The organism is Tropicimonas isoalkanivorans (assembly GCF_900112335.1).
In the GTDB taxonomy this organism is placed as follows: Bacteria; Pseudomonadota; Alphaproteobacteria; order Rhodobacterales; family Rhodobacteraceae; genus Tropicimonas; species Tropicimonas isoalkanivorans.
In genome coordinates, this window is the sequence record NZ_FOLG01000010.1 from 86,855 (window position 1) to 107,604 (window position 20,750).

Annotated in this window: 19 protein-coding genes and 2 tRNA genes; 17 read left to right on the plus strand and 4 right to left on the minus strand. The window is 64.4% G+C overall.

Features of this window, described 5'->3' with window-relative positions:
* Positions 1-216: 216 nt before the first annotated feature.
* Entirely contained in the window at positions 217-1,992 is a 1,776-nt protein-coding gene (locus BM075_RS15755; RefSeq protein ID WP_093361664.1) for an SLC13 family permease, read from the plus strand.
* Positions 1,993-2,819: 827 nt separating this feature from the next.
* Here the strand turns inward: BM075_RS15755 and BM075_RS15760 are convergent.
* Positions 2,820-2,894 (minus strand) — tRNA-Thr (locus BM075_RS15760).
* 317 nt (positions 2,895-3,211) lie between these two features.
* On the opposite strand from BM075_RS15760, the gene murA reads away from it, so the two are divergent.
* The gene (gene murA / locus BM075_RS15765; RefSeq protein WP_093361665.1) at positions 3,212-4,483 is read left to right on the plus strand and encodes a UDP-N-acetylglucosamine 1-carboxyvinyltransferase; all 1,272 of its coding nucleotides are present in this window, start codon (positions 3,212-3,214) and stop codon (positions 4,481-4,483) included.
* Complete coding sequence (locus tag BM075_RS15770) at positions 4,476-4,952, plus strand: DUF2948 family protein (RefSeq protein ID WP_093361666.1); 477 nt, start codon at positions 4,476-4,478, stop codon at positions 4,950-4,952. Before murA ends, BM075_RS15770 begins: the two co-directional genes overlap by 8 nt.
* A gap of 40 nt (positions 4,953-4,992) precedes the next feature.
* On the opposite strand, the gene BM075_RS15775 is transcribed toward BM075_RS15770, so the two are convergent.
* Positions 4,993-6,696 (minus strand): PD40 domain-containing protein, encoded by a 1,704-nt coding sequence (locus BM075_RS15775; RefSeq protein WP_093361667.1) that lies wholly within the window; start codon positions 6,694-6,696, stop codon positions 4,993-4,995.
* Positions 6,697-7,045: 349 nt separating this feature from the next.
* Between BM075_RS15775 and hisD the strand changes: the two genes are divergently transcribed.
* The 11 genes from hisD (at position 7,046) to BM075_RS15830 (ending at position 15,118) form a co-directional block, all read left to right on the plus strand.
* Positions 7,046-8,356 carry a histidinol dehydrogenase gene (hisD, locus tag BM075_RS15780; RefSeq protein WP_093361668.1) on the plus strand — a complete coding sequence of 437 codons (1,311 nt, stop codon included), beginning with the start codon at positions 7,046-7,048 and terminating at the stop codon, positions 8,354-8,356.
* Positions 8,353-8,838 carry a UPF0262 family protein gene (locus tag BM075_RS15785; protein WP_093361669.1) on the plus strand — a complete coding sequence of 162 codons (486 nt, stop codon included), beginning with the start codon at positions 8,353-8,355 and terminating at the stop codon, positions 8,836-8,838. The genes hisD and BM075_RS15785 overlap by 4 nt, the downstream gene beginning before the upstream one ends.
* A 3-nt stretch (positions 8,839-8,841) precedes the next feature.
* The gene (locus tag BM075_RS15790; RefSeq protein ID WP_093361670.1) at positions 8,842-9,306 is read left to right on the plus strand and encodes an arsenate-mycothiol transferase ArsC; all 465 of its coding nucleotides are present in this window, start codon (positions 8,842-8,844) and stop codon (positions 9,304-9,306) included.
* Entirely contained in the window at positions 9,303-9,890 is a 588-nt protein-coding gene (locus BM075_RS15795) for a GNAT family N-acetyltransferase (RefSeq protein WP_093361671.1), read from the plus strand. Before BM075_RS15790 ends, BM075_RS15795 begins: the two co-directional genes overlap by 4 nt.
* Positions 9,887-10,789, plus strand: a complete 903-nt coding sequence (locus tag BM075_RS15800) for a carbon-nitrogen hydrolase family protein (RefSeq protein WP_093361672.1) — start codon at positions 9,887-9,889, stop codon at positions 10,787-10,789. Before BM075_RS15795 ends, BM075_RS15800 begins: the two co-directional genes overlap by 4 nt.
* Before the next feature lie 70 nt (positions 10,790-10,859).
* Complete coding sequence (infA, locus tag BM075_RS15805; RefSeq protein ID WP_037209844.1) at positions 10,860-11,078, plus strand: translation initiation factor IF-1; 219 nt, start codon at positions 10,860-10,862, stop codon at positions 11,076-11,078.
* Between the two features lie 8 nt (positions 11,079-11,086).
* Positions 11,087-11,665: a Maf family protein gene (locus BM075_RS15810; protein ID WP_093361673.1), complete on the plus strand. Its 579-nt coding sequence runs from the start codon at positions 11,087-11,089 to the stop codon at positions 11,663-11,665.
* Complete coding sequence (locus BM075_RS15815; protein WP_093361674.1) at positions 11,662-12,705, plus strand: ribonuclease E/G; 1,044 nt, start codon at positions 11,662-11,664, stop codon at positions 12,703-12,705. The genes BM075_RS15810 and BM075_RS15815 overlap by 4 nt, the downstream gene beginning before the upstream one ends.
* Complete coding sequence (locus BM075_RS15820; protein WP_093361675.1) at positions 12,702-12,881, plus strand: DNA gyrase inhibitor YacG; 180 nt, start codon at positions 12,702-12,704, stop codon at positions 12,879-12,881. Before BM075_RS15815 ends, BM075_RS15820 begins: the two co-directional genes overlap by 4 nt.
* Positions 12,882-12,960: 79 nt before the next feature.
* Positions 12,961-13,035: transfer RNA gene (locus tag BM075_RS15825), tRNA-Phe, on the plus strand.
* A 148-nt stretch (positions 13,036-13,183) separates the two neighbouring features.
* Positions 13,184-15,118: a DEAD/DEAH box helicase gene (locus BM075_RS15830; RefSeq protein ID WP_093361676.1), complete on the plus strand. Its 1,935-nt coding sequence runs from the start codon at positions 13,184-13,186 to the stop codon at positions 15,116-15,118.
* A 341-nt stretch (positions 15,119-15,459) separates the two neighbouring features.
* Here the strand turns inward: BM075_RS15830 and BM075_RS15835 are convergent, their stop codons facing one another.
* On the minus strand, positions 15,460-16,512 hold the full coding sequence (locus BM075_RS15835; RefSeq protein ID WP_093361677.1) for an AraC family transcriptional regulator: 1,053 nt from the start codon (positions 16,510-16,512) through the stop codon (positions 15,460-15,462).
* Positions 16,513-16,550: 38 nt separating this feature from the next.
* On the opposite strand from BM075_RS15835, the gene BM075_RS15840 reads away from it, so the two are divergent.
* The 3 genes from BM075_RS15840 to BM075_RS15850 all read left to right on the plus strand — a co-directional run bounded on the left by BM075_RS15840 (position 16,551) and on the right by BM075_RS15850 (position 19,215).
* On the plus strand, positions 16,551-17,609 hold the full coding sequence (locus BM075_RS15840; protein WP_093361678.1) for a DUF1214 domain-containing protein: 1,059 nt from the start codon (positions 16,551-16,553) through the stop codon (positions 17,607-17,609).
* A 17-nt stretch (positions 17,610-17,626) separates the two neighbouring features.
* Positions 17,627-18,628, plus strand: coding sequence for a DUF1214 domain-containing protein (locus tag BM075_RS15845; RefSeq protein ID WP_093361679.1), 1,002 nt, complete (start codon positions 17,627-17,629; stop codon positions 18,626-18,628).
* Between the two features lie 113 nt (positions 18,629-18,741).
* The gene (locus BM075_RS15850; protein ID WP_177208376.1) at positions 18,742-19,215 is read left to right on the plus strand and encodes an alkaline phosphatase family protein; all 474 of its coding nucleotides are present in this window, start codon (positions 18,742-18,744) and stop codon (positions 19,213-19,215) included.
* 659 nt (positions 19,216-19,874) lie between these two features.
* On the opposite strand, the gene BM075_RS15855 is transcribed toward BM075_RS15850, so the two are convergent.
* Complete coding sequence (locus BM075_RS15855) at positions 19,875-20,744, minus strand: isocitrate lyase/PEP mutase family protein (protein ID WP_093361681.1); 870 nt, start codon at positions 20,742-20,744, stop codon at positions 19,875-19,877.
* Positions 20,745-20,750 lie beyond the last annotated feature (6 nt).

The window sequence follows — 20,750 nt, forward strand, 5'->3', positions numbered from 1 at the left end:
GAGCCCAGCATTCCCCCAACGCAAACGCCCCTCCCCCTGCCCGCTGAACGCGTGGCGCTTCCATACCCAGGCCAGCGCCCAGCGTGAGCCGCATGGAGCCCACACGCAACCCACGGCGTCCTCCGCAGATGTGCCGCCGTGAGTTCCCCATTGAATACGCGATTTCCATACCCGCTTAGTGTCTCAACGTGGCATCGCCTTGGAGAGTGTCCTCCCATGAACCTCGATCAGATCTTCGTCCTCGTGCTGTTGGGCGTCGTCTTCCTAAGCTTTATCAAGGAGTTTTATCCGCCCGAGGTCACGGCGCTCGCGGCCTCCGCGGCGCTCCTCGCGACGGGAATCATTGAGACGCAGGACTTCCTGACCGTCTTCGGTTCCTCTGCCCCGATCACCATCGCAATGATGTTCATCATCTCGGCCGCGCTGGAGCGGACCGGGGTACTCACCACCATCGGCGATATGCTGAAGCGCCAGGCACGCGGCTCCTTCCTGCGCGCCATGCTGCTGATGACCGCCGGCACCATTGCCGCCTCTGCCTTCATGAACAACACGCCTGTGGTGATCCTGCTGACGCCGATCATGATCTCGGTGGCCGCCTCGGTGGGCGTCGCACCCTCGCGGATGCTGATCCCGTTGTCCTTCTCGGCGATCTTCGGCGGCACGCTGACGTTGGTCGGCACCTCGACCAACATCCTCATGAGCGGCGTGGCACAAAAGGCCGGGCAACCGCCGATCACCATGTTCGAGATGACTCTGCCCGGGCTGATTTTCGCCGTTGTGGGCACGGCCTACATGGTCTTCGCCGGTCGGTTCCTCCTGCCCGACCGCGCCTCTCTGTCGAGCCTGCTCGGCCGGGAGAGCAACCGCAGGTTCTTTGCACGATTGCTGATACCGAACGGATCGAAATACGTCGGCAAAAGGCTCAAGGAGTTGCCATTCAACACGGCCGAGACGCGGATTCTCGATGTGTTGAGGGGAGATGTCTCCATGCGCCACTCGATGAACGAGCTCGTCATCAAGGTCGGCGACCGCCTCGTGTTGAAGACCGGAACCGGAGAGCTCCTCGGGTTGAAGGAAAACGGCCAGGTCTCCTTTCGCGAGTGGGAGGGCCACGATGTCGAGCCGGTGACCGTGGACCGGACCGTCACGATGGAGGCAAGCGTCGGTCCGAACTCCCATCTGCGCGGCCGGTCGATCCGGCGGCTGAAACTGCGCCGGAAATACGGTGTCTACCTCATGGCCGTGCATAGGCAGGAACAGAACTTCAGAGAGGATCTGCAGGACCTGCGCCTGCAGTTCGCCGACACACTGCTCCTCGAAGGGCCGCCGGAGGCGCTCCAACGGCTGCTCGAGGACGGCGGCATCGTCAACCTGTCGCTGCCCACCGAACGCCCGCAACGCCGCTCCAAGGCGCCCATCGCGATTGCGACGATCCTCGGCGTGATGGCGCTCGCGGCCTTCGACGTCATGCCCATCGCAGGCCTCGCAGTGATCGGTGCCGTCGTGGTGATGATGACCCGCTGCGTCGACCCGGAGGAGGCCTTCGAGGCCATCGACTGGCGCATAATCTTCCTGATCTTCGGCATGCTCGGCCTGTCCATGGGGCTGGAGGAAACCGGCACCGCGCGCGTAATCGTCGAGGCCGTGGTCGGCGCCGTGGGCGACATCGGTCCGCTTGCGATACTGGCGACGGTCTACGTCCTGACCAGCGCGCTGACGGAGATGATTTCGAACAACGCAGTCGCCGTCCTCATCGGGCCGATCGCCATCGCACTGGCCATCAAACTCGGCTTCGACCCGCGCCCCTTCATCATGGCGGTGATGTTCGCCGCCTCGGCCAGTTTCGCGACGCCGATCGGGTATCAGACGAACACGTTTGTCTACGGCGCGGGGGGCTACAAGTTCGCCGACTTCATCAAGGTGGGTCTTCCGCTGAACGTGATCTTCGCCGTGGTCGCGGTACTGACCATCCCGCTTTTCTTCCCCTTCTGAGACCGCGCCGGGTCAGACGAAACGGACAGGGCCGGGTCGACGGGGACGCCGTTCAAACGCACACCGCACTGGCTGATCGCTGCGAGGAAAGAGGCCGACGGTCTTACGCTGGCGCGCGAGGTGGAACGCTGAAGGCTCCATCGGAACCGCGCATATGAAACCGGATTCTTTCACCGGTCTCGCGTTCACAGCAGGCGCGGATTGATTACGTTGGAGCCAGATGGGTCATCGCTAGGAACCCGAGGGAAGCGGCACAAGATTGCACGTATCACGCCTGCTCGGGGCACCCCGCCCTAGCGTGAAGCGCCTTCATGAGATCCGTTTCGTCGAGCGTGCGGTGCAGACGGATCAAGAGGGCCTTCTGACCTCATCGTCGAGCCCGTCGACAGACAACAGGATCTCTCGGATTGCGCCGATGCGTGGGTGAGCCATCCTTGGGCTCGGCCGGCGCAAGGCCGCTGGCTGCATGGTCCGGACGGTCCGTCGCGACGTCATACGCGTCCGATCCCGCTACATCCTGATTATGGCCGCACCCAACCTCGCGCTGCACCCCGGATTGCTGGCGTCAAAAGTCCGAAAACCGACATCGCCCGCCGTTGACGATGACAGGACCAATTTGCCAGCCGGCCCACCCCGCCAGCTGAAAACCGTTCCGCCGCGCGACTATTTTTTTGCCCCCTGCGATCTGCGCCGCCGGCTGCGAGCTCCCGCAAAACAATCGCCTGCTGAACTACTCACACCGGCGCTCCGAAGGTGCGGTCAGAGGTGGTTAAAAGCCAAGCCGCCTCAGCGGAGCCTTTGTTCTATCGCAAACAATGAGGAGAGCGTGGTGCCGCAGGGGAGGATTGAACTCCCGACCTCACCCTTACCAAGGGTGCGCTCTACCACTGAGCTACTGCGGCGTCCGAATGTGGAGGCGGGATATACGGCACCGGACGCCGAGTGCAAGCAGATTTTCGCAACGGTTGCGCAATTCGGCATGCCTGCGGCGCATGGAGACTGGACCTGACGCCTGCCCTCGCGTAAGTGCGCTGCATGGGCAGAGACGCGAGCAAGAACGGGCCCGGCGGAGACCGGGAGCAGCGTTTGAAACAGGCATTGAAGGCCAATTTGCAACGCCGCAAGGCGCAGGCGCGGGTGCGCTCGTCAGAGGCGGCCGGCGATGCGGCGGCGGCAGAGGCGCAGGGCCGGCCGGAACACGAGCAGGAGTCAGGCAGGGATGGATAAGATCCTCGTGCGGGGCAACGGCCCTCTGAGCGGAAAGATCGTCATTTCCGGGGCGAAGAACGCGTGTCTGACGCTGATGCCCGCGACGCTGCTGAGCGAGGAGCCGCTGACGCTCACCAATGCGCCGCGCCTCTCGGACATCCGCACCATGTCCCTGCTGCTGCAATCCCTCGGCGCCGAGGTGCAGACCATGCAGGATGGCAAGGTGATCGCCATGTCGAGCCACGCCGCCGACAACCCGGTGGCCGACTACGAGATCGTGCGCAAGATGCGCGCTTCCAACCTCGTCCTCGGCCCGCTGCTGGCGCGGCACGGCCACGCCACCGTCTCGTTGCCCGGCGGCTGTGCCATCGGCGCCCGCCCGATGGACATCCACATCTCCGCGCTGGAGGCCATGGGGGCCGAGATCGAGCTGAAGGAGGGCTACCTGCACGCCAAGGCTCCTGGCGGGCTCAAGGGCGCGGATATCCCCCTCCGCTTCGCCTCCGTCGGCGCGACCGAGAACGTCGTGATGGCGGCGACGCTCGCCAAGGGCACGACCGTGCTGCGCAACGCGGCGCGGGAGCCGGAGATCGTCGACCTCGTGGACTGCCTGCGCAAGATGGGCGCGCAGATCGACGGCGAGGGAACGGACACCATCACCATCGACGGCGTTGACCGCCTGCACGGCGCGACCCATCCCGTCGTGGCCGACCGGATCGAGACCGGCACCTACATGCTCGCCCCGGCCATCGCGGGCGGCGAGGTGGAACTGGTGGGCGGCCGCATCGACCTGCTCGGCGCCTTCTGCGAGAAGCTCGACGCCTGCGGCATCGACGTCCGCCAGACCAACACAGGCATCAACGTCCGCCGCCGCAACGGCCGGGTGGACGCGGTCAACGTGGTGACGGAGGTCTTCCCCGGCTTCCCCACGGACCTGCAGGCGCAGATGATGGCCGTCATGTGCACCGCCGACGGGGTCAGCGAACTGGAGGAGCGGATCTTCGAGAACCGCTTCATGCACGCCCCCGAACTGGTCCGCATGGGCGCCCAGATCGAGGTCCACGGCGGCACTGCCACGGTCACGGGCGTGGACAAGCTCAAGGGCGCCCCCGTCATGGCGACCGACCTGCGCGCCAGCGTCTCCCTGATCCTCGCCGCCCTCGGCGCGGAGGGCGAGACGGTCGTGAACCGCGTTTACCACCTTGACCGCGGCTACGAGCGGGTGGAGGAGAAGCTGAACGCGGTGGGTGCCAATATCGAACGGGTGAGCGAAGATGTCTGACGCGACTTTCGAGGAAGGGGCCGAACGGCCGGTCTTCGTGGCCGCGACGGACGCCGATGACCTCCACGTGATCTCGGCTATGGTCCAAGACGCCGTCCTGCCCATCACCGAAATGACGTGGGACAGGCCCCGCCGCCGCTTCGCTCTCCTGCTCAACCGGTTCCGTTGGGAGGACCGCGCCGCCGCGGAGCAACGCGGCCGCCCCTACGAGCGGGTCCAAAGCCTTCTGCTGATCGACGATGTGACCAAGGTTGCGAGCCAAGGCATCGACCGCTCCGACAAGGACACAATCCTGTCGATTCTCACCATCTCCTTCGCACCGGGCGAAGACGGCACCGGCCGCGTGGAACTCGTGCTCGCCGGCGACGGCGCCATCGCGCTGGACGTCGAATGCCTCAACGTGACCCTCCGCGACGTCACGCGCCCCTACCTCGCCCCCTCCGGACACGTGCCGAAGCACGGGTTGTGAGCCCACCCGCCCACAGGCCTGACACCAGTGGGCAGACGGCTCACGCGAAGTCGTAGAGGAAGACGTCCACCGCCTCACCATTCACGTCGATCGGCCCTTCCTCCAGGTTCACGATGTTGCTTTCAAAGGCCAACCGCGATCCGTCGGCCGACATAGCCGGATCGGCACGAACCGCGCCGACGCACCAGTCGTAGTCCCCCGGAACCACGGCTCCCTCGAACACCACTTCCTCGGTTTCCCCACTTGCGACGTCATAGACGAAGAGCTGGGCAAAATCGCACCGGCCGCCGCGGTTGTTGTAAACGACCGTGGACCCGTCGTCGGAGATATCGGGGTTCTCGTTCATGCGTTCGCGTTCGTTGAACGGCGAGATCCGTTCGCTTTCCCCCGTCGCCACATCGTAAAGGTAGATCGCTTCGTAGGTGCTGTAGACAACACGGCTTCCATCGCCGGAGATCACGGGATCGAAACCGCCTCCGCCACTGGTGATGTTGACGAAGTCTCCCGAGGCGACATCGTAAAGGAAGACGTCCCCATACGTCTCGGTTGGGCCATCCGCGAGGTTCGTCGCCCGGCTCTCGAAGGCGAGTGTCGAGCCATCTGCCGATATCGATGCCGCGTAGCTTTCGCCATCCGCGCCATGGGTCACGTTCAGGGTCTCTCCCGTGCTCAGGTTACGCAGGAAAATATCCCCGTACCCATTTGCATCCGTCTCACCGGCAACAAGATCGGTCGCCGAACTGGCAAAGGCCACAAGCCCGCCGTCGCCGGAAATGGACGCACCGCCGGAGTCGCCGTTGGCCCCGAAGGTCAGGTTGATCGTCGTTCCGGACGCCGCATCGTAAAGGAAGACATCCTGCGCCGCGTTCAGGTCCGATTCACCAGAAACGAGATTGGTGGCCTCGCTCTCGAACACCACCTTCATGCCGTCGGTGGACAGCGAGAAAGCCCGGCTTGTGCCATTCGCACCGCTCGTGATGTGCGTGGTCGTTTCCGTCGCATTATCATACCGGTACCCGTCACCGTAGACGACGATGTTTCCATCCCCGGAGATTTCGGGCGCGCTGCCGCCGGTCGGATCGGACAGGTTCTTGATCTGCGCGGCATTCGTGACCGGATCGAAGAAATGCGTGCCTTGCAGGCTTTCCGACAGCTCATAGAGCGTGACGTCATACCCCAGCGAAACCCCGCCGCCGGTCGCCGTCTTCAGCGACAGGCCCGCGGGCGTATACCAGACGTCCACGATATCATTTTGCTTGAATCGCAGCACGTCGATGAACGGTTCAAAGTCGAGGATGTGGTCGCTTCCGTCCCCGGCATAAGCGTTGACGACGAACACGTCCCGCTCACCGTCGCCGACCCCGACGCCAAGCTCGTAGAGGGTCCAGTAGTCGTACCTCCATGCATCGAGGTCCGCGTATCCGCCGACCAGGATGTCGTCATCCGCATCGCCAATCAGCGTGTCCCGTCCGGCGCCACCGATCAGCACATCCGGCCCGGTGCCGCCCCTGATCGAATCCTGCCCGCGCTGGCCCTTCAGCACATCGCTGCCGGCACCGCCGAACAGCCGGTCGTCGCCGTCGCCGCCAAGGAGCACATCGTCGCCCTCGCCGCCTCTGACATAGTCATTGCCACCGCCGGCGTCGACGAAGTCGTCTCCCAAACTGGCAATGATCTCTTCCGCAATGCCGGTCCCGATGATGGTATCGTCGCGGCCCGAGCCTATGATCTTGATGAGTGCCATGACTCCCCCTCCCCCAAATTCGGAGCAGTCGATAGCGCGTTTCCCATGGTGTTAGCGTATACCAGACTCCGGCCAACCTCTCCATGACGCAGGTCACGCAAGGGGCGCCAAAGAGCTGGACATTTGCCCAGACCTCGGGGGCAAATCCTTGACGGATCGTTAATGTGCCCCCGCAACACGTTGATATCGCTTGCCACACCCCCGTCCCACCCGTGGGACGTCGCCTGCCCCCCGGGGTCGCGCGTCCCAACCGCACGCCTCCCACGCCGGCCCCCGCCGGCCGCCCCGCGCAAGCCTCGCTTGAGGCCGGGCCGCGCGGGCGGTATCACGGCGCGGACAAGGAGTGCCCATGCCCCAGTTCCTGAACACCGCCGACGCCGATTTCGAAGCCCGCTTCGCCGCCTTCCTGACCACCAAGCGCGAGGACGCGCCGGACGTGGACGCCGCGGTGGCCGCCATCATCGACGACGTGCGCGCGCGCGGGGACGCGGCCGTGATCGAGCTGACCGAGCGGTTCGACCGGCTGGCGCTGACCCCGGACCGGCTGGCATTCTCCGACGACGAGATCGCCGCCGAATGCGCCCGCGTGCCCGACGCCGAGAAGGCCGCACTGGAGCACGCCGCACGCCGCATCCGCGCCTACCACGCCCGCCAGATGCCCGACGATGCGAAGTGGACGGACCCGGACGGCGCAACCCTTGGCTGGCGCTGGACCCCGGTGGAGGCGGCCGGCCTCTACGTGCCGGGCGGGCTGGCCTCGTACCCGTCCTCCGTCCTCATGAACGCCATCCCCGCCCGCGTCGCCGGGGTGGAGCGGCTGGTCGTGACCGTCCCCACCCCCGACGGCACGGTGAACCCGCTCGTCCTGCTTGCCGCCAAGGTTGCCGGTGTGGACACCGTCTTCCGCGTGGGCGGCGCCCAGGCGATCGCAGCGCTGGCCTACGGCACCGAAACCGTCTCCCCCGTGGACAAGATCGTCGGACCCGGCAACGCCTACGTCGCCGCGGCCAAGCGGCGGGTTTTCGGGAAAGTGGGGATCGATATGATCGCCGGACCGTCGGAGATCCTCGTCATTGCCGACGCCGACAACGACCCGGACTGGATCGCGGTGGACCTCCTGAGCCAGGCCGAACACGACGAGAGCGCGCAGGCCATCCTTATCACGCCGGATGCCGATTTCGGGCGGGCGGTGGTTGCGGCGGTCGAGAAACGGCTGGAAACTCTGGAGCGGCACGCCATCGCGGGTCCGAGCTGGCGGGACTACGGTGCAGTCATCACCGTGCGGGATCTCGACGAGGCGGCGGAGCTGTCCAACCGGGTGGCGCCGGAACATCTGGAACTCTGCGTGGCCGAACCTGAAGCCCTCGCCGAAAAGATCCGCCACGCCGGCGCGATTTTCCTTGGAAGCTGGACGCCGGAAGCCATCGGCGACTACGTCGGCGGCCCGAACCACGTCCTGCCCACGGCGCGCTCCGCCCGGTTCTCCAGCGGCCTTTCCGTGCTCGACTTCATGAAGCGCACCACGCTCGCCCGTATGAGCCCGGCCGCGCTGAACACCATCGGACCCGCCGCCGAGATCCTGGCCAGATCCGAGAGCCTTGAGGCCCACGGGCTGTCCGTCCGCGCACGGCTCGACAGGCTGAACGAGGAGGACGCATGACCACCTCCCGCATCTGCCACATCGAAATCGAGGACAACCACCACGTCCGCCCCACGCCCGAGATCGAGCAGGAGCGGCAGGTGGCGATCTTCGACCTTCTGGAGGACAACAGCTTCGCGCTGCCCGCCCACGAGGGCGCGAAGGCTCCCGAGGGCCCCTTCCGGCTGGCGTTGGCCATCCGGGACAGACGGCTCGTGTTCGCCGTCTCGACCGAGGAAAAGCAGACGATCACGGAGTTCCACCTTTCCCTCGGCCCCTTCCGGCAAGTGGTGAAGGACTACTTCCAGATTTGCGAAAGCTACTTCTCCGCCGTGAAAACGATGCCGCCCTCGCAGATCGAGGCGATCGACATGGCCCGCCGAGGGATCCACAACGAAGGAGCGCGCGTGCTTCAGGAGCGACTGGAAGGCAAAGCGGAGATTGACGCCCACACCGCCCGGCGGCTCTTTACCTTGATCTGCGTGTTGCACTTCGGAGGCTGACGGATGGGGGATGCGCCGGCCTCGGTCCTCTTCACCTGCGACCACAACGCGGTGCGCTCCCCGATGGCCGAGGGAATCGCCAAGCGGTTCTACGGCCACGATTTTTACATCCAGTCGGCCGGTGTGAAGAACGATCTGGAGATCGATGGATTTTGCATCGCCGTCTGCCAGGAGTTGGACGTGGAACTCGCTCGCCATCGCGCGCGCAGCTTCGACGAGATGCAGGACTGGGGCGACGACCTCGGCGGGTTCGACCTGATCGTGGCGCTGTCGCCGGCCAGTCAGCGAAAGGCGCTAGAGTTGACGCGGTTCTACCATCTGGACGTCGAATACTGGCCGATCATGGACCCGACGGGCCTCGGCGAAACCCGCGACGCAAAGCTCGCACGGTACCGCCAGTCCCGGGATCAGATCATTGAACGGATGGTGCAGCGGTTCGGCCCGCCGACGGTCAAGAACACCGGATGAGCATCGCGCTTCGCACCCTTACAGGCGCTTCCCTTCTGGCGGCACTCGATGATCTCGCCGCGCTCCGGATCGAGGTCTTTCGCGCCTTTCCGTATCTTTACGACGGCAACTTGACCTACGAGCGGAGCTATCTGGCCTCCTACGCGGAGAGTGCCGGCGCCCTGCTGGTGGGAGCATTTGACGGCGGGCGTTTGGTGGGGGCCGCGACCGGTACGCCGATGGAGGATCATGCCGACGATTTTGCCGCGCCGTTGACCGACGCCGAGTTGGCGGCGGACGCGGTCTACTATTGCGCCGAGAGCGTGCTCCTGCCGGATTATCGAGGGCAAGGTATCGGCCACCGCTTCTTCGACCTGCGCGAGGCCCACGCCCGTGATCTGGGGCGGCGCGTCTCGGCCTTCTGTGCGGTGATCCGGCCGGAGACACATCCCCTCAGGCCGACGGGTTACCGCCCCCTGGACGGCTTCTGGCGCGCACGCGGCTACGCCCCGGTCCCCGGCGCGGTCGCCCGGTTCCGCTGGAAGGATGTCGACGCCACAACCGAAACTGAGAAACACCTGCAATTCTGGATGCGCGACTTATGAGTTCCCCCCGCCCCTTCCGCGTCGCAGCGGCCGCCTACCCCATGGACCGCCTGCCGGATTTCGCCGCCCTCGCCGAGAAGCTCGACCGCTGGGTGGCGGAGGCTGCAACGGCGGGTGCGGATCTACTCGTCTTCCCCGAATATGCCGGTATGGAGGCGGCCCTCGTTGGAACGCGCGGCCCCGTATCGACGCTGGCCATATGCGAGCGCTCGGCCGATGCGGCGGCGGACTTTGCCAAGCTTTGCGCGGAATTGGCGAGGACCCACGGCGTGCACCTGCTGGCCGGCTCCCTACCGACGCGGGACGCGGGAAGGCTCGTAAACCGTGCCACGTTCCACGCCCCGGACGGCGGACTGGGCTGGCAAGACAAGCAGATCATGACCCCGTGGGAACGCCAAAACACGCCGCTCGAACCGGGCGATCCGCTCGTTGCCTTCGACACACCGTTCGGGCGGATTGGCGTGGTGATCTGCTACGACAGCGAGTTCCCGGAGCTTGGCGCCTCGCTCGCGGCCGATGTCCTGCTTGTCCCGTCCTGCACCGAAGCCCTTCCCGGGCACAGTCGGGTGCGTATCGCGGCGCGGGCGCGCGCCCTGGAAAACCAGTGCATCAGTGTTCTGGCGCAAACAGTCGGGCCGGTTCCGGATGTCGACATGATCGACGAGAACGTCGGGTCCGCCGGCGTCTTTGCACCGCCGGACCAGCCCTTCCCCGATGCCGGGATTCTCGCGGCCAGCCCGCTCAATCGCCCCGGCTGGCTCTTCGCGGACGTCGACCCCGCCACCATCGCCGAAACCCGGTCGGACGGGCACGTTTCTCTGCTCGCGGACCGGCCTGACGCCGCGAAACGGTCGGGAATCGCTCCGTTGCGGCGACTCGCCGTGCCGAATCGGCCTTGATTTACGGACTGGGGAGGCGCATTTAACCGGCACCCTCCGAAAGGGGGCAGAAACCAACTATGGAGTGACCATGGCCAAGGAAGAAATGCTCGAATTTCCTGGTGTCGTGAAGGAACTCCTGCCGAACGCGACATTCCGGGTCGAGCTGGAGAACGGCCATGAGATCATCGCGCACACGGCAGGGAAGATGCGGAAGAACCGCATCCGTGTTCTGGCCGGCGACCGGGTACAGGTCGAAATGACCCCCTACGATCTGACCAAGGGTCGGATCAACTACCGCTTCAAGTAAGGCGCGTCATGCGCCTTATTCTCGGCTCGGGCAGCCCGCGCCGTAGCGAGTTGCTTGCGCAAATCGGCGTGGTCGCGGACTTGATCCGCCCTCCGGACATCGACGAGGCGCCGCTGAAGGGCGAATTGCCCCGTCCCTATTGCAGCCGGATCGCGCGGGAAAAGGCGCTGGCCGTCGAAAGTGCGCCGGAAGACCTCGTGCTTGCCGCCGACACCACCGTCGCCCTCGGCAGACGCATCTTCGGAAAGCCGGAAGACGCCGGAGAGGCTGCGGCTTTCCTCCACGCGCTTTCCGGGCGGCGCCACCGCGTCGTGACAGCCGTTGTGGTGCGTAAGGGCGCGAGGGTGTGGGAACGCGATGTCATGAGCGTTGTGCGGATGAAGCATCTCAGCAATCTCGAAGTGAACGCCTATCTCGACTCCGGCGACTGGCACGGCAAGGCGGGCGGATACTCGATCCAGGGTCCCGCGGGCGCCTTCATCCCGTGGATCAGCGGTTCCTACACCGGCATTGTCGGCCTGCCGATCGCAGAAACCGCAGGACTGTTGCAGGCCGCCGGCTATCCTGTTTTCAGGCGCGCCGCATGAAAGGCACGAGCGTTTTCCTCGATCACATCGCCGGCCGTCGCGCCGCCGCCTATCGTCGCGACGGTATCCTGGAGGATTTCCTGATCGACCCCGCAGGGGATGGCCCGCTGCGCCCCGGATCCATATGCCGCGCGATCGTGGAACGCCCAATGAAGGGCCAGGGCGGCGTCTTCGTCCGCCTGCACGATGGGAAGGGCTACCTGCGGGCTCCGAAGGGCCTGCGCGAGGGTCAGGCGGTGCTGGTGCAGGTGTCAGCCTATGCAGAGCCAGGCAAGGCGGTTCCTGTGACGTCGAAGCTGCTCTTCAAGTCCAAATACGCCATCGTTACGCCCGATGCCCCCGGCCTGAACATCTCTCGCCAGATCCGCGATGAGGAGGTTCGCGTACGCCTGCGGTCCATCGCCGTGGACGTGATGGACGCGAGCCCGTTCGGGCTCATCCTGCGTTCCCAGGCGGCCACCGCACCGGAGGACGAGATTGCAGAAGACATAGCCGAAATGCGCTCCCTGGCCGAAGCGGTGACCGCCCCTGCGGACGGCCCCGCCGAGCTTCTGCTGGAGGGCCCAGATGCCCATGCGCTCGCCTGGCGGGAATGGGGCGACCCGGACGAGGTCGTCACGGAGGCGGGCTGTTTCGAAACACGCGGCGTGCTGGACGACCTCTCGGCGGCTTTGAGCTTTGCGGTTGCCCTGCCCGGCGGCGGCTCGGTGACGGTGGAACCGACGCGGGCGCTCGTGGCGGTGGATGTGAACACCGGCGCGGACAGTTCCTTTGCGGCTGGCCTCAAGGCCAATGTCGAAACCGCGCGCGCCCTGCCCCGCCTGCTCCGCCTGCGCGGGCTCGGCGGCCAGATCGCCATCGACTTCGCCCCCATGACAAAGAAGGACCGCCTGCAGGTCGAACAGGCCCTGCGCGCAGGCTTTCGCAGCGATCCGGTCGAGACGACCTTGGCCGGCTGGACGCCCCTCGGCCATTTCGAGGCGCACCGCAAACGCGAGCGCCTGCCCCTTGACCGCACTGTCTCGGAGTCCCTGCAATGACCTGCCCCATCTGCGGAAAACCCGGCGCGGAACGCTACCGCCCCTTCTGCTCCCGACGCTGCGCCGATATCGACCTGGCCCGGTGGCTGAACGGCAGCTACACCATTCCGACCGAAGAGGAAGCCGACGAAATCGAGCGTCCCGACGCCATTTTGCCCACCCGGTATGACGCCTGATTTTTTTTCGAACTGCCCTCTGGACTATACCCGGCGGCACGTCTAGAAGGCCCAAGCCCCGTGCGAGAAGCACACCCATGCCCGGGTAGCTCAGGGGTAGAGCAGTGGATTGAAAATCCTCGTGTCGGTGGTTCGATTCCGCCCCCGGGCACCACTTTCAAGAACGCAGTTCGTTGGGTTTCGAATGCTGGGCCGGCGCTTCCCTATTGGCGGCGGCGGGCATGTCCTGTGCCTCGCGATACCTCATGTTGCTCCATGGCGCAGGACCGCACGGGCAGATATCTGCAGATGGAGACCCATCCGTGAAACAGGCTCTTGCCGACGCGCTCGAGGAGCGCGGATATACCAGGCTCACCCCCGTGCAGGAGGCCGTGACCAGTTCTGATCTCGACGGCGCTGACCTTCTTGTTTCGGCCCAGACAGGCTCCGGAAAGACGCTCGGCTTCGGTCTTGCGATCGCGTCAAATCTGCTGCGGGCAGACGAGACATTCGCCGTGGCCGGCAAGCCGCTGGCACTGATCATCGCGCCAACCCGGGAGCTTGCCCTTCAAGTCAAGCGCGAGTTGACATGGCTCTATGCGAAGGCGGGGGCGACGGTGGCCTCCTGTGTCGGCGGCATGGACATGCGGGACGAGCGCCGGGCGCTTGACCGCGGCGCACATATCGTCGTCGCCACGCCGGGTCGCCTGCGCGATCACATCACGCGCGGCACCATCGACCTTGGCGAGATACGCGCGGTGGTGCTGGACGAAGCGGACGAGATGCTCGATCTCGGGTTCCGCGAGGATCTGGAGTTCATTCTTGGCGAGGCGCCGGAACACCGGCAGACCCTGCTGTTTTCGGCAACCGTACCGGCCTCGATCGAACAGCTTGCCAGACGCTACCAAAAGGACGCGGTTCGCGTCGTTACCCGGTCGGAAGCGGCCCAGCACGCGGACATCGAGTATCGCGCGATGCTGGTGGCGGAGCGCGATGCCGAGAACGCCGTTATCAATACTTTGCGGTTCCACGAGGCTCCCAACGCCATCGTGTTCTGCAACACGCGTGACATGGTCAATCGCCTGACCACGCGCCTCTCCAATCGAGGTTTTCAGGTCGTCGCGCTGTCCGGCGAGCTGTCGCAGACCGAGCGCTCCCATGCGCTGCAGGCGATGCGGGACGGGCGCGCACGGGTCTGCGTGGCGACCGATGTCGCCGCCCGCGGCATCGACCTTCCGAACCTGGACCTCGTGGTTCATGCCCAGCTACCGTCGAACCATGAGACCCTGTTGCACCGGTCGGGACGCACTGGTCGAGCCGGCCGCAAGGGCGTAAGCGCGCTGGTCGTGCAGCCGAAGTTCCGCAAGAAGGCCGAGCGCCTACTCGGCGCAGCAAAGATCAAGGCAGACTGGGGTGCCGCCCCCTCGGCCGAAGCTGTCATGGCGCGCGACGAGACACGCATGTTGGAGGATCCGATCTGGAAGATCGGCACCGGAGAGTCCGAGCCTGAGGTGATCGGCAAGCTGGTCGAGCAATTCTCGGTCGAACAGATCGCCTGTGCCTTCCTGAGCCTCTATCGGGCCCAGCATTCAGCGCCCGAGGAGCTGACGAGCATCGACGCGGTGCAAAGGCCGCGCCGGGAGTTCGGCCCCAGCGTCTGGTTCACGCTGTCCTGCGGGCGCAACCAGAATGCCGACCCGCGTCGTTTGCTGCCGATGCTGTGCAAAGCCGGAGGTATCACCAGAGACGACATCGGGGCGATCCGGATTCAGCCTGAAGAGACGTTCGTGGAAATCCGTGAGGAAAGCGCTGCCGCCTTTTTGGATCGCGTCGGCGCGGACATGATGGTGGAAGATGGGATCAAGCTGGACCGGCTCGACGAACCGCCGAACCTCACGAAGGACAGCCGTGGTCCGAACCCACGTCCGGCCAGGGGCGAACGTCCTCGGTCTGGACCGGGCCACCATCGGAGAGGCGCGCTGGAACCGAAGGTGGACGCACCTGAGCCGTCTGAAGCGCGGAAGCCACGCCACAAATCCGGCAAGCGGACCGCTGCAGACCCTGCCGCGCTTCGCTCGAAAAGCACGGAAAGCAGCAGCGATGCTTCCGCCGAGCCCCGAAGAAAGCCCAAGGGGCCACCACCACCCGTTGGAAAGCCCTCGAGCAAGAAGAACAAGGCCCGGGCAAAAGCCAGCGTCGGGAAGGCGGGCAAGGCGCGGCATGGAGGCGATGCACGTCCTCCGAGGCGGAAAAAATAGACCCGTCGTTGCTCTATGTGTCTGTGGTTCGGTTCTGGCCCCGGGCACCAAAAGATTCAACGAGGTAACCGTTCGTCCGGGCCGGCATCCTTGCACTCAGTTGGTGGTCTGGGTTGCGCATCACCCAAACTTCGGATCTGTTGAATTCGAGGAACTCCACGTTCCTCGCCAGTGTGAGCGGGAATAGGCGCTTGCTGTTCCTTGCGGCCCAAACCACAGCAAGCCTTCAGGTCCCAAGGACAGTGACCGGGATCAATTCGGAGTCTTTCGGCCAGGAGATGCGTGACTCTCGGCAACCCGCGCCTTCAACAGTCGGAACGATATTGAAGTTTCTTATCGCGTCACGCGTCGCGAGCGGTTGTCCGGTACTGCCGCGGCGATAGCCCGGTCCAGGTCTTGAAGGCACGGCGAAAGCTTCGTGGCTCCGTGTAGCCGAGGCGTTTCCCGATATCATCGATCCGCATATCACCCTCGGCCAGCAACCTGCACGCCTCGTCCCGGATGAAGCGGGCGCGCAGTTCGCGAAAAGACGTCCCCTCCTTCTCAAGTGCGCGCTGTAGGGTTCGCGGTCCGAGCGCGAGTTGGCGCGCCACGACCGCTTCCGAAGCGATTCCCGTCACAAGATTGATACGCAGCGAGTGAAGGACGGCGTCCGGCATGGACTGGCTGGGGGCAACGCCCATCAGCTTGGCCAAGGCATCGAGCGACAAGGTTCTGTCGGGGGCAGGCGGGCGGGGATTGAATGTGCCGAGTTCTGACAGCCGGATCGCGACCCCCGGCATCGCCGAGCCCATCCGGACAGGGGCCCTCATCATCCGGCCAAGTTCCGCGTTGGGTTCCTTCACCGTTCCCGGAAGTTCGACCCAATCTGGCCGCCAGTCCGCCCCGAGGAAATGCCGGGCGACATTGGCGATGACGAATATGGCACCTTCGTCGAGATGCCGGTGTCCGATGGCCGAGAGCCCGGACGAGTTCCGTCCCACGACAATGTGCCGGCCGGTCTGCCGCAGGCCGATATCCGATCCCGGATGGGTACACATCAGCGCGCGCCGCCCCCGGTCGAGCGCGGTCGCGAGATCCGGCGCGCCCAGAACGAAATCCGCATAGGAGCCGTAAGCCAAGTAGTCGAAGTCCCGTCCGAGCCGTGCTCCCAGATGCCTGTCGCCGATCGCGCGGGCCACGGTTTCCACAACCATCGCCTCAGCGGAATAGGGCACGAAGCACTGCGCCTGCCCCAGCATGGCGCGGTCAATCTCGGCGGCGTTCAACGCCCTGTCGACCACGCCCCGAGAGGCGTAGCGGTCGAGAAGATCCACCACATGCGCAAGCTCGATAAGGTTGACCATATAGCGCGGCATTCCCAAGAATTGTCGCAAAATGACCGGTTCGTCCATGGTAATCTTCACCCGGCAAATCTCGGAAGGTTATCGATATGAAATTGGCTTGGAATCCATTGGCAATTGCCGTCTCAGCGACGCTGCTTACCAGCATTTCCGCGCAGGCCGAAATCGCGGGCGATCATCTCGACGCCCTGCTCGAAGCGCAAGAAATCCCAGTCACTGTAGACAGCTTCATCCGGGCGGCGACCGATATCGAGTTCGACAAATATGTTGCACTCGCCGGCGGGGTGAACAGGTTCTACCATTTCCGCGATATGATGCCCGTCGATGCTCAAACGACCATCAGCGCGAACCGGGACACGCTCTATAGCGCCGCGATCGTCAATATCAGCGAGAGCGCCACCTTGACTCTCCCCGATGTCGGCGACCGCTACATGTCGGCGATGGTCATCAACCAGGATCACTACCTCAACGAGGTCTTCCACGGCGGCGGCACCTATGCGCTCAACATGGACACGTTCCACACGCCCTTTGTCGCCGTCTATCTGCGCGTGCTGCTGGATGCGACTGACCCCGAGGATCTGGCCGCAGTGCACGCGATCCAGGACCAGATGTCGATCGAGGCCGCCTCGTCCGAACCCTTCGTCGTTCCGCCCTATGACGAGGAGAGCTACAAGGGGCTCGTGAAGGCCGCCGTCGGTGTCGGCGCTTACCTCCCGGACAGTTTCCGCATGTTCGGCAAGAAGGAGGATGTCGATCCGGTGCGGCATTTCATCGGCACTGCCGGCGGCTGGGGTGGCTTGCCCGAGGAAGAGGCGCTCTATCTCGGGATCGCGCCGAACCTGCCCGTGGGTGAATACAAGATCGAGGTGCCGGGCGACGTGCCGGTCAAGGATTTCTGGTCGGTGAGCGTCTACGATGCGGATCGCTATTTCGCGCCGAATGCGATGGGCGCCTACGTTGTCAATTCGGTCATGGGTGAGCGTAATGCGGACGGCTCCATGACCGTGCACATGGGCGGTTGCGAGGACGGGCGCGTGAATTGCCTGCCTCTCGTCGAGGGGTGGCAATACACCGTGCGGCTCTATCGGGCGGCGCCGGAGGTGCTGGACGGAAGCTGGACCTTCCCCGGCGTCGAGCCGGTGAACTGACGGAAAGGACAGAGAACATGCGATATCTTCTTCTTGCCATTGCGCTCTCCGCACCCGCGCCAATCCTCGCCGAGGACATCACGATCCAGAACCTCATGCGCGCCGAGAGCGATACGATGTTCCGGCTCACCATGCAGACCAACGGGACCAACGTCGGCGAGATCGCCCATGAGCGTCAGGTCGTCTCCGCCGACGGGCCGCAGCCGATCATTCGGCCCAACCAGGACACCTTGTATTCGTCCGCCATCATCGACCTGTCCGAGCCGGTGACGGTGACGCTGCCCGAGGGCGACGGGCGGTTCCAGTCCGTGCTGGTGATCAGCCAGGACCACTACAATTTCGCCTATGCCGAACCAGGTGCCTATGAGCTGACAGAGGACGAGGTCGGGACCCGCTTCGCGATGCTCCTGTTCCGCACCTTCATCGACGCGGGCGATCCCGACGACGCCGCCCGCGCCCATGCCATGCAGGACGGAATACGCCTCGCAGGCGGCGGAAGCGGACCCTTCGAGGCGCCGGAGTGGGACCTTGAAAACCTTGAGGCAGCGCGGAAAGCGGTCAGCGACCTCGCCGCTGCCGTCGGCCTCGATGCCAGCACCGCCTTTGGCCGTCGCGACGAGGTGGACCCGCTTGGCCATCTGATCGGGATGGCGGGCTGGGCGGGGCAGCCGGCCACCACGGCCAGTGCATTTGTCGACGCCGTCGATATGAATGACGGCGAGACCCCGCATGCAGTGACGCTGCACGACGTGCCGGTGGACGCCTTCTGGTCGATCACCGTCTACGACGCCGACGGATTCCTCGCGCCCAACGATCTGGGGCGGAACAGCTACAACAACACCTCGGCCACCCCGAATGAGGACGGCTCCTACACCATCCATTTCGGCGACTGCGAGGACGGGCGGATAAACTGCATCCCCATCACGCCGGGCTGGAACTATACCGTACGGCTCTATGGGCCGCGCGCCGAAATCCTCGACGGCAGCTGGACGTTCCCGGATGTCGTGCCGGAAAGCTGACGGCCCCCCACGGCCCGCGCACCGCGCGGGCCGACCGACGATTGGAAGAAGCCTTCGATGTTGATAAAGCCAATTGTCCATAGAGCCAGTTGCGCCCTCTTTCTGGCGTGTCTTTGGCGAACGGTGCAATAGCCGAGGACAAGCCACGCCTCATCTTCCAGATCACTGTGTATCAGCTGCGCGGCGACCTGCTGCAGCGTTACTTCGGTCAATTCGGCCCGGACGGGGTCCGCCACCTGATGGAAGACGGGGTCTACTACGACAACGCCCACCACGCCCACGCCCATACGGAGGCAGTCATCGGCCACACCACTCTCGCGACCGGAGCGCAACCGGCCGCGCAGGGGATCGTGGGCAACCTTTGGTACGACAGGAAAGCGGGCCGTACTTTCTACAACATCGACAATGAGATAGACAGGTGGTCGCGGACCGACGAAGCGCCAAACCAAATAATCCACTCTTGGCTTGACGCGCAGGCGCAGCCCGCCGATGCTCGGCCAGTGTGCGCCTATCCAAGTGTCGCGCAATATGACGGGAGTGGTGATCCAAGAGACGCATCTAGTTTTTCGTGTGCATTGAAAGACTGACATCATCCAAGAAAACCTAACGGTAGAGAAGGTTTCGACGAGCGAAGCTTGGCGCTACCACGCGTGAATGTCCGGTTCTCGCCGCCTTGCCGGAAGCAGGGTCAGTACGGCAGGGACCACTGCGCTTACGGCGAAAGACCGCAAGGTTGGCGTAACCGACACGAAGGCGATGCTAGACTGGGTTCGGCTAGGAATATCTGCAAGGTGGAGTGTCGCTCATTCCGGTCAACAGCAGTATGGACTCTTTATGTTTTATAAACATAAAGAGCATTTGGATATCGATCTGCCACATCGATGTTCATGATGCACATCCCACCCGGTGCACGCGCACGCGCTTACAGACCTCGCCCTCAGGGCCCCCAAAAAATCGCCATTTTCCATAGGGCCTGCATATGCAGTTCTTATGCAATTCCACCGCAAGCATGCTCCACTCGCGAAGTTCCGATGGATTGAAAACCCTTGTGTCGGTGGTTCGATTCCGCCCCCGGGCACCATTTCCGCCTAATCAAACCCGATACCTGGACCGTTTGAAACGGGTTGTCTGCGTCTGACCTTTGGACCATGTGAGGGATCTTGGCGGGCCTGGCTTGGGCTTGCGCGCGTCGTGGTATTTCTTTGCCGCTGAAGTCGCTCTCGGCAGATTTGGTGAATAACCCAACCTATAGATCCACAAATTTACTCTCGATTGCGTCCACATGCGGCTTGCCGACAAGGCGCTGGCGTTCCTCGAATGGGACGACGAGTCCTGAGTCTTCCGTCAATTTCCCGGATGACATCAACGCGGAGAGTGCGGTTTTCATTCCCAGCATGGCCCCCTGCAACGCCGCGTTGGCGTAAAGCGCGATGCCGACGCCTGCACGTGCCAGTTCGGCTTGCTCCATCGGGGGCGTCTTGCCGCCAATAACGATATTGACCACTTGGGGGACCTCGAGTTCAGTTGCGATACGCGAGATGTCCTCGATCCGGCGTGGGGCTTCGACAAAGGTCATGTCGGCTCCTGCGGAAATGTAGCGGCGCGCCCGGTCGAGTGCGGCGTCGAGCCCTTCAGTGGCGTATGCATCCGTTCGGCCGATGATCAGGAAGTCGGGATCGTGCCGCGCGTCGGCGGCGGCGGCAATCTTGCGCGCCATCTCGTCAACCCCGACCACCGATTTCCCGTCGAAATGGCCGCAACGCTTCGGGAACACCTGATCCTCCAGCTGTACGGCGTTGGCGCCAGCACGTTCCAATGTACGGATCGTATGCCATGTGTTGACTTCGTTGCCGAAGCCGGTGTCGCCGTCAACGATCAGGGGCAACTTGGTCACGTTGCGGATGGCAGCGACGTGGTCGGCAAGTTGGGTCAGGCTGAGAAAGGCGACATCGGGCAGGCCCAGATAGGCGTTAGAAACGCCGGCGCCGGTGACGTAGAGCGCCTCGAAGCCCGCGTCCTCGGCAATTCGCGCGGCCAGCGCATTCATCACGCCCGGCACCAGAACGGCCCGGCGGTCGTTGATGATGCGGCGCAAGATGGGTCCCGCGGTGGTCATGTGTTC

Excerpts from the sequence above, each read along its gene's own strand:
- BM075_RS15755 (WP_093361664.1), top strand. The coding sequence starts at position 217 with ATGAACCTCGATCAGATCTTCGTCCTCGTGCTGTTGGGCGTCGTCTTC.
- murA (WP_093361665.1), top strand. The coding sequence starts at position 3,212 with ATGGATAAGATCCTCGTGCGGGGCAACGGCCCTCTGAGCGGAAAGATC.
- BM075_RS15770 (WP_093361666.1), top strand. The coding sequence starts at position 4,476 with ATGTCTGACGCGACTTTCGAGGAAGGGGCCGAACGGCCGGTCTTCGTG.
- BM075_RS15775 (WP_093361667.1), bottom strand. The coding sequence starts at position 6,696 with ATGGCACTCATCAAGATCATAGGCTCGGGCCGCGACGATACCATCATC.
- hisD (WP_093361668.1), top strand. The coding sequence starts at position 7,046 with ATGCCCCAGTTCCTGAACACCGCCGACGCCGATTTCGAAGCCCGCTTC.
- BM075_RS15785 (WP_093361669.1), top strand. The coding sequence starts at position 8,353 with ATGACCACCTCCCGCATCTGCCACATCGAAATCGAGGACAACCACCAC.
- BM075_RS15790 (WP_093361670.1), top strand. The coding sequence starts at position 8,842 with ATGGGGGATGCGCCGGCCTCGGTCCTCTTCACCTGCGACCACAACGCG.
- BM075_RS15795 (WP_093361671.1), top strand. The coding sequence starts at position 9,303 with ATGAGCATCGCGCTTCGCACCCTTACAGGCGCTTCCCTTCTGGCGGCA.
- BM075_RS15800 (WP_093361672.1), top strand. The coding sequence starts at position 9,887 with ATGAGTTCCCCCCGCCCCTTCCGCGTCGCAGCGGCCGCCTACCCCATG.
- infA (WP_037209844.1), top strand. The coding sequence starts at position 10,860 with ATGGCCAAGGAAGAAATGCTCGAATTTCCTGGTGTCGTGAAGGAACTC.
- BM075_RS15810 (WP_093361673.1), top strand. The coding sequence starts at position 11,087 with ATGCGCCTTATTCTCGGCTCGGGCAGCCCGCGCCGTAGCGAGTTGCTT.
- BM075_RS15815 (WP_093361674.1), top strand. The coding sequence starts at position 11,662 with ATGAAAGGCACGAGCGTTTTCCTCGATCACATCGCCGGCCGTCGCGCC.
- BM075_RS15820 (WP_093361675.1), top strand. The coding sequence starts at position 12,702 with ATGACCTGCCCCATCTGCGGAAAACCCGGCGCGGAACGCTACCGCCCC.
- BM075_RS15835 (WP_093361677.1), bottom strand. The coding sequence starts at position 16,512 with ATGGACGAACCGGTCATTTTGCGACAATTCTTGGGAATGCCGCGCTAT.
- BM075_RS15840 (WP_093361678.1), top strand. The coding sequence starts at position 16,551 with ATGAAATTGGCTTGGAATCCATTGGCAATTGCCGTCTCAGCGACGCTG.
- BM075_RS15845 (WP_093361679.1), top strand. The coding sequence starts at position 17,627 with ATGCGATATCTTCTTCTTGCCATTGCGCTCTCCGCACCCGCGCCAATC.
- BM075_RS15855 (WP_093361681.1), bottom strand. The coding sequence starts at position 20,744 with ATGACCACCGCGGGACCCATCTTGCGCCGCATCATCAACGACCGCCGG.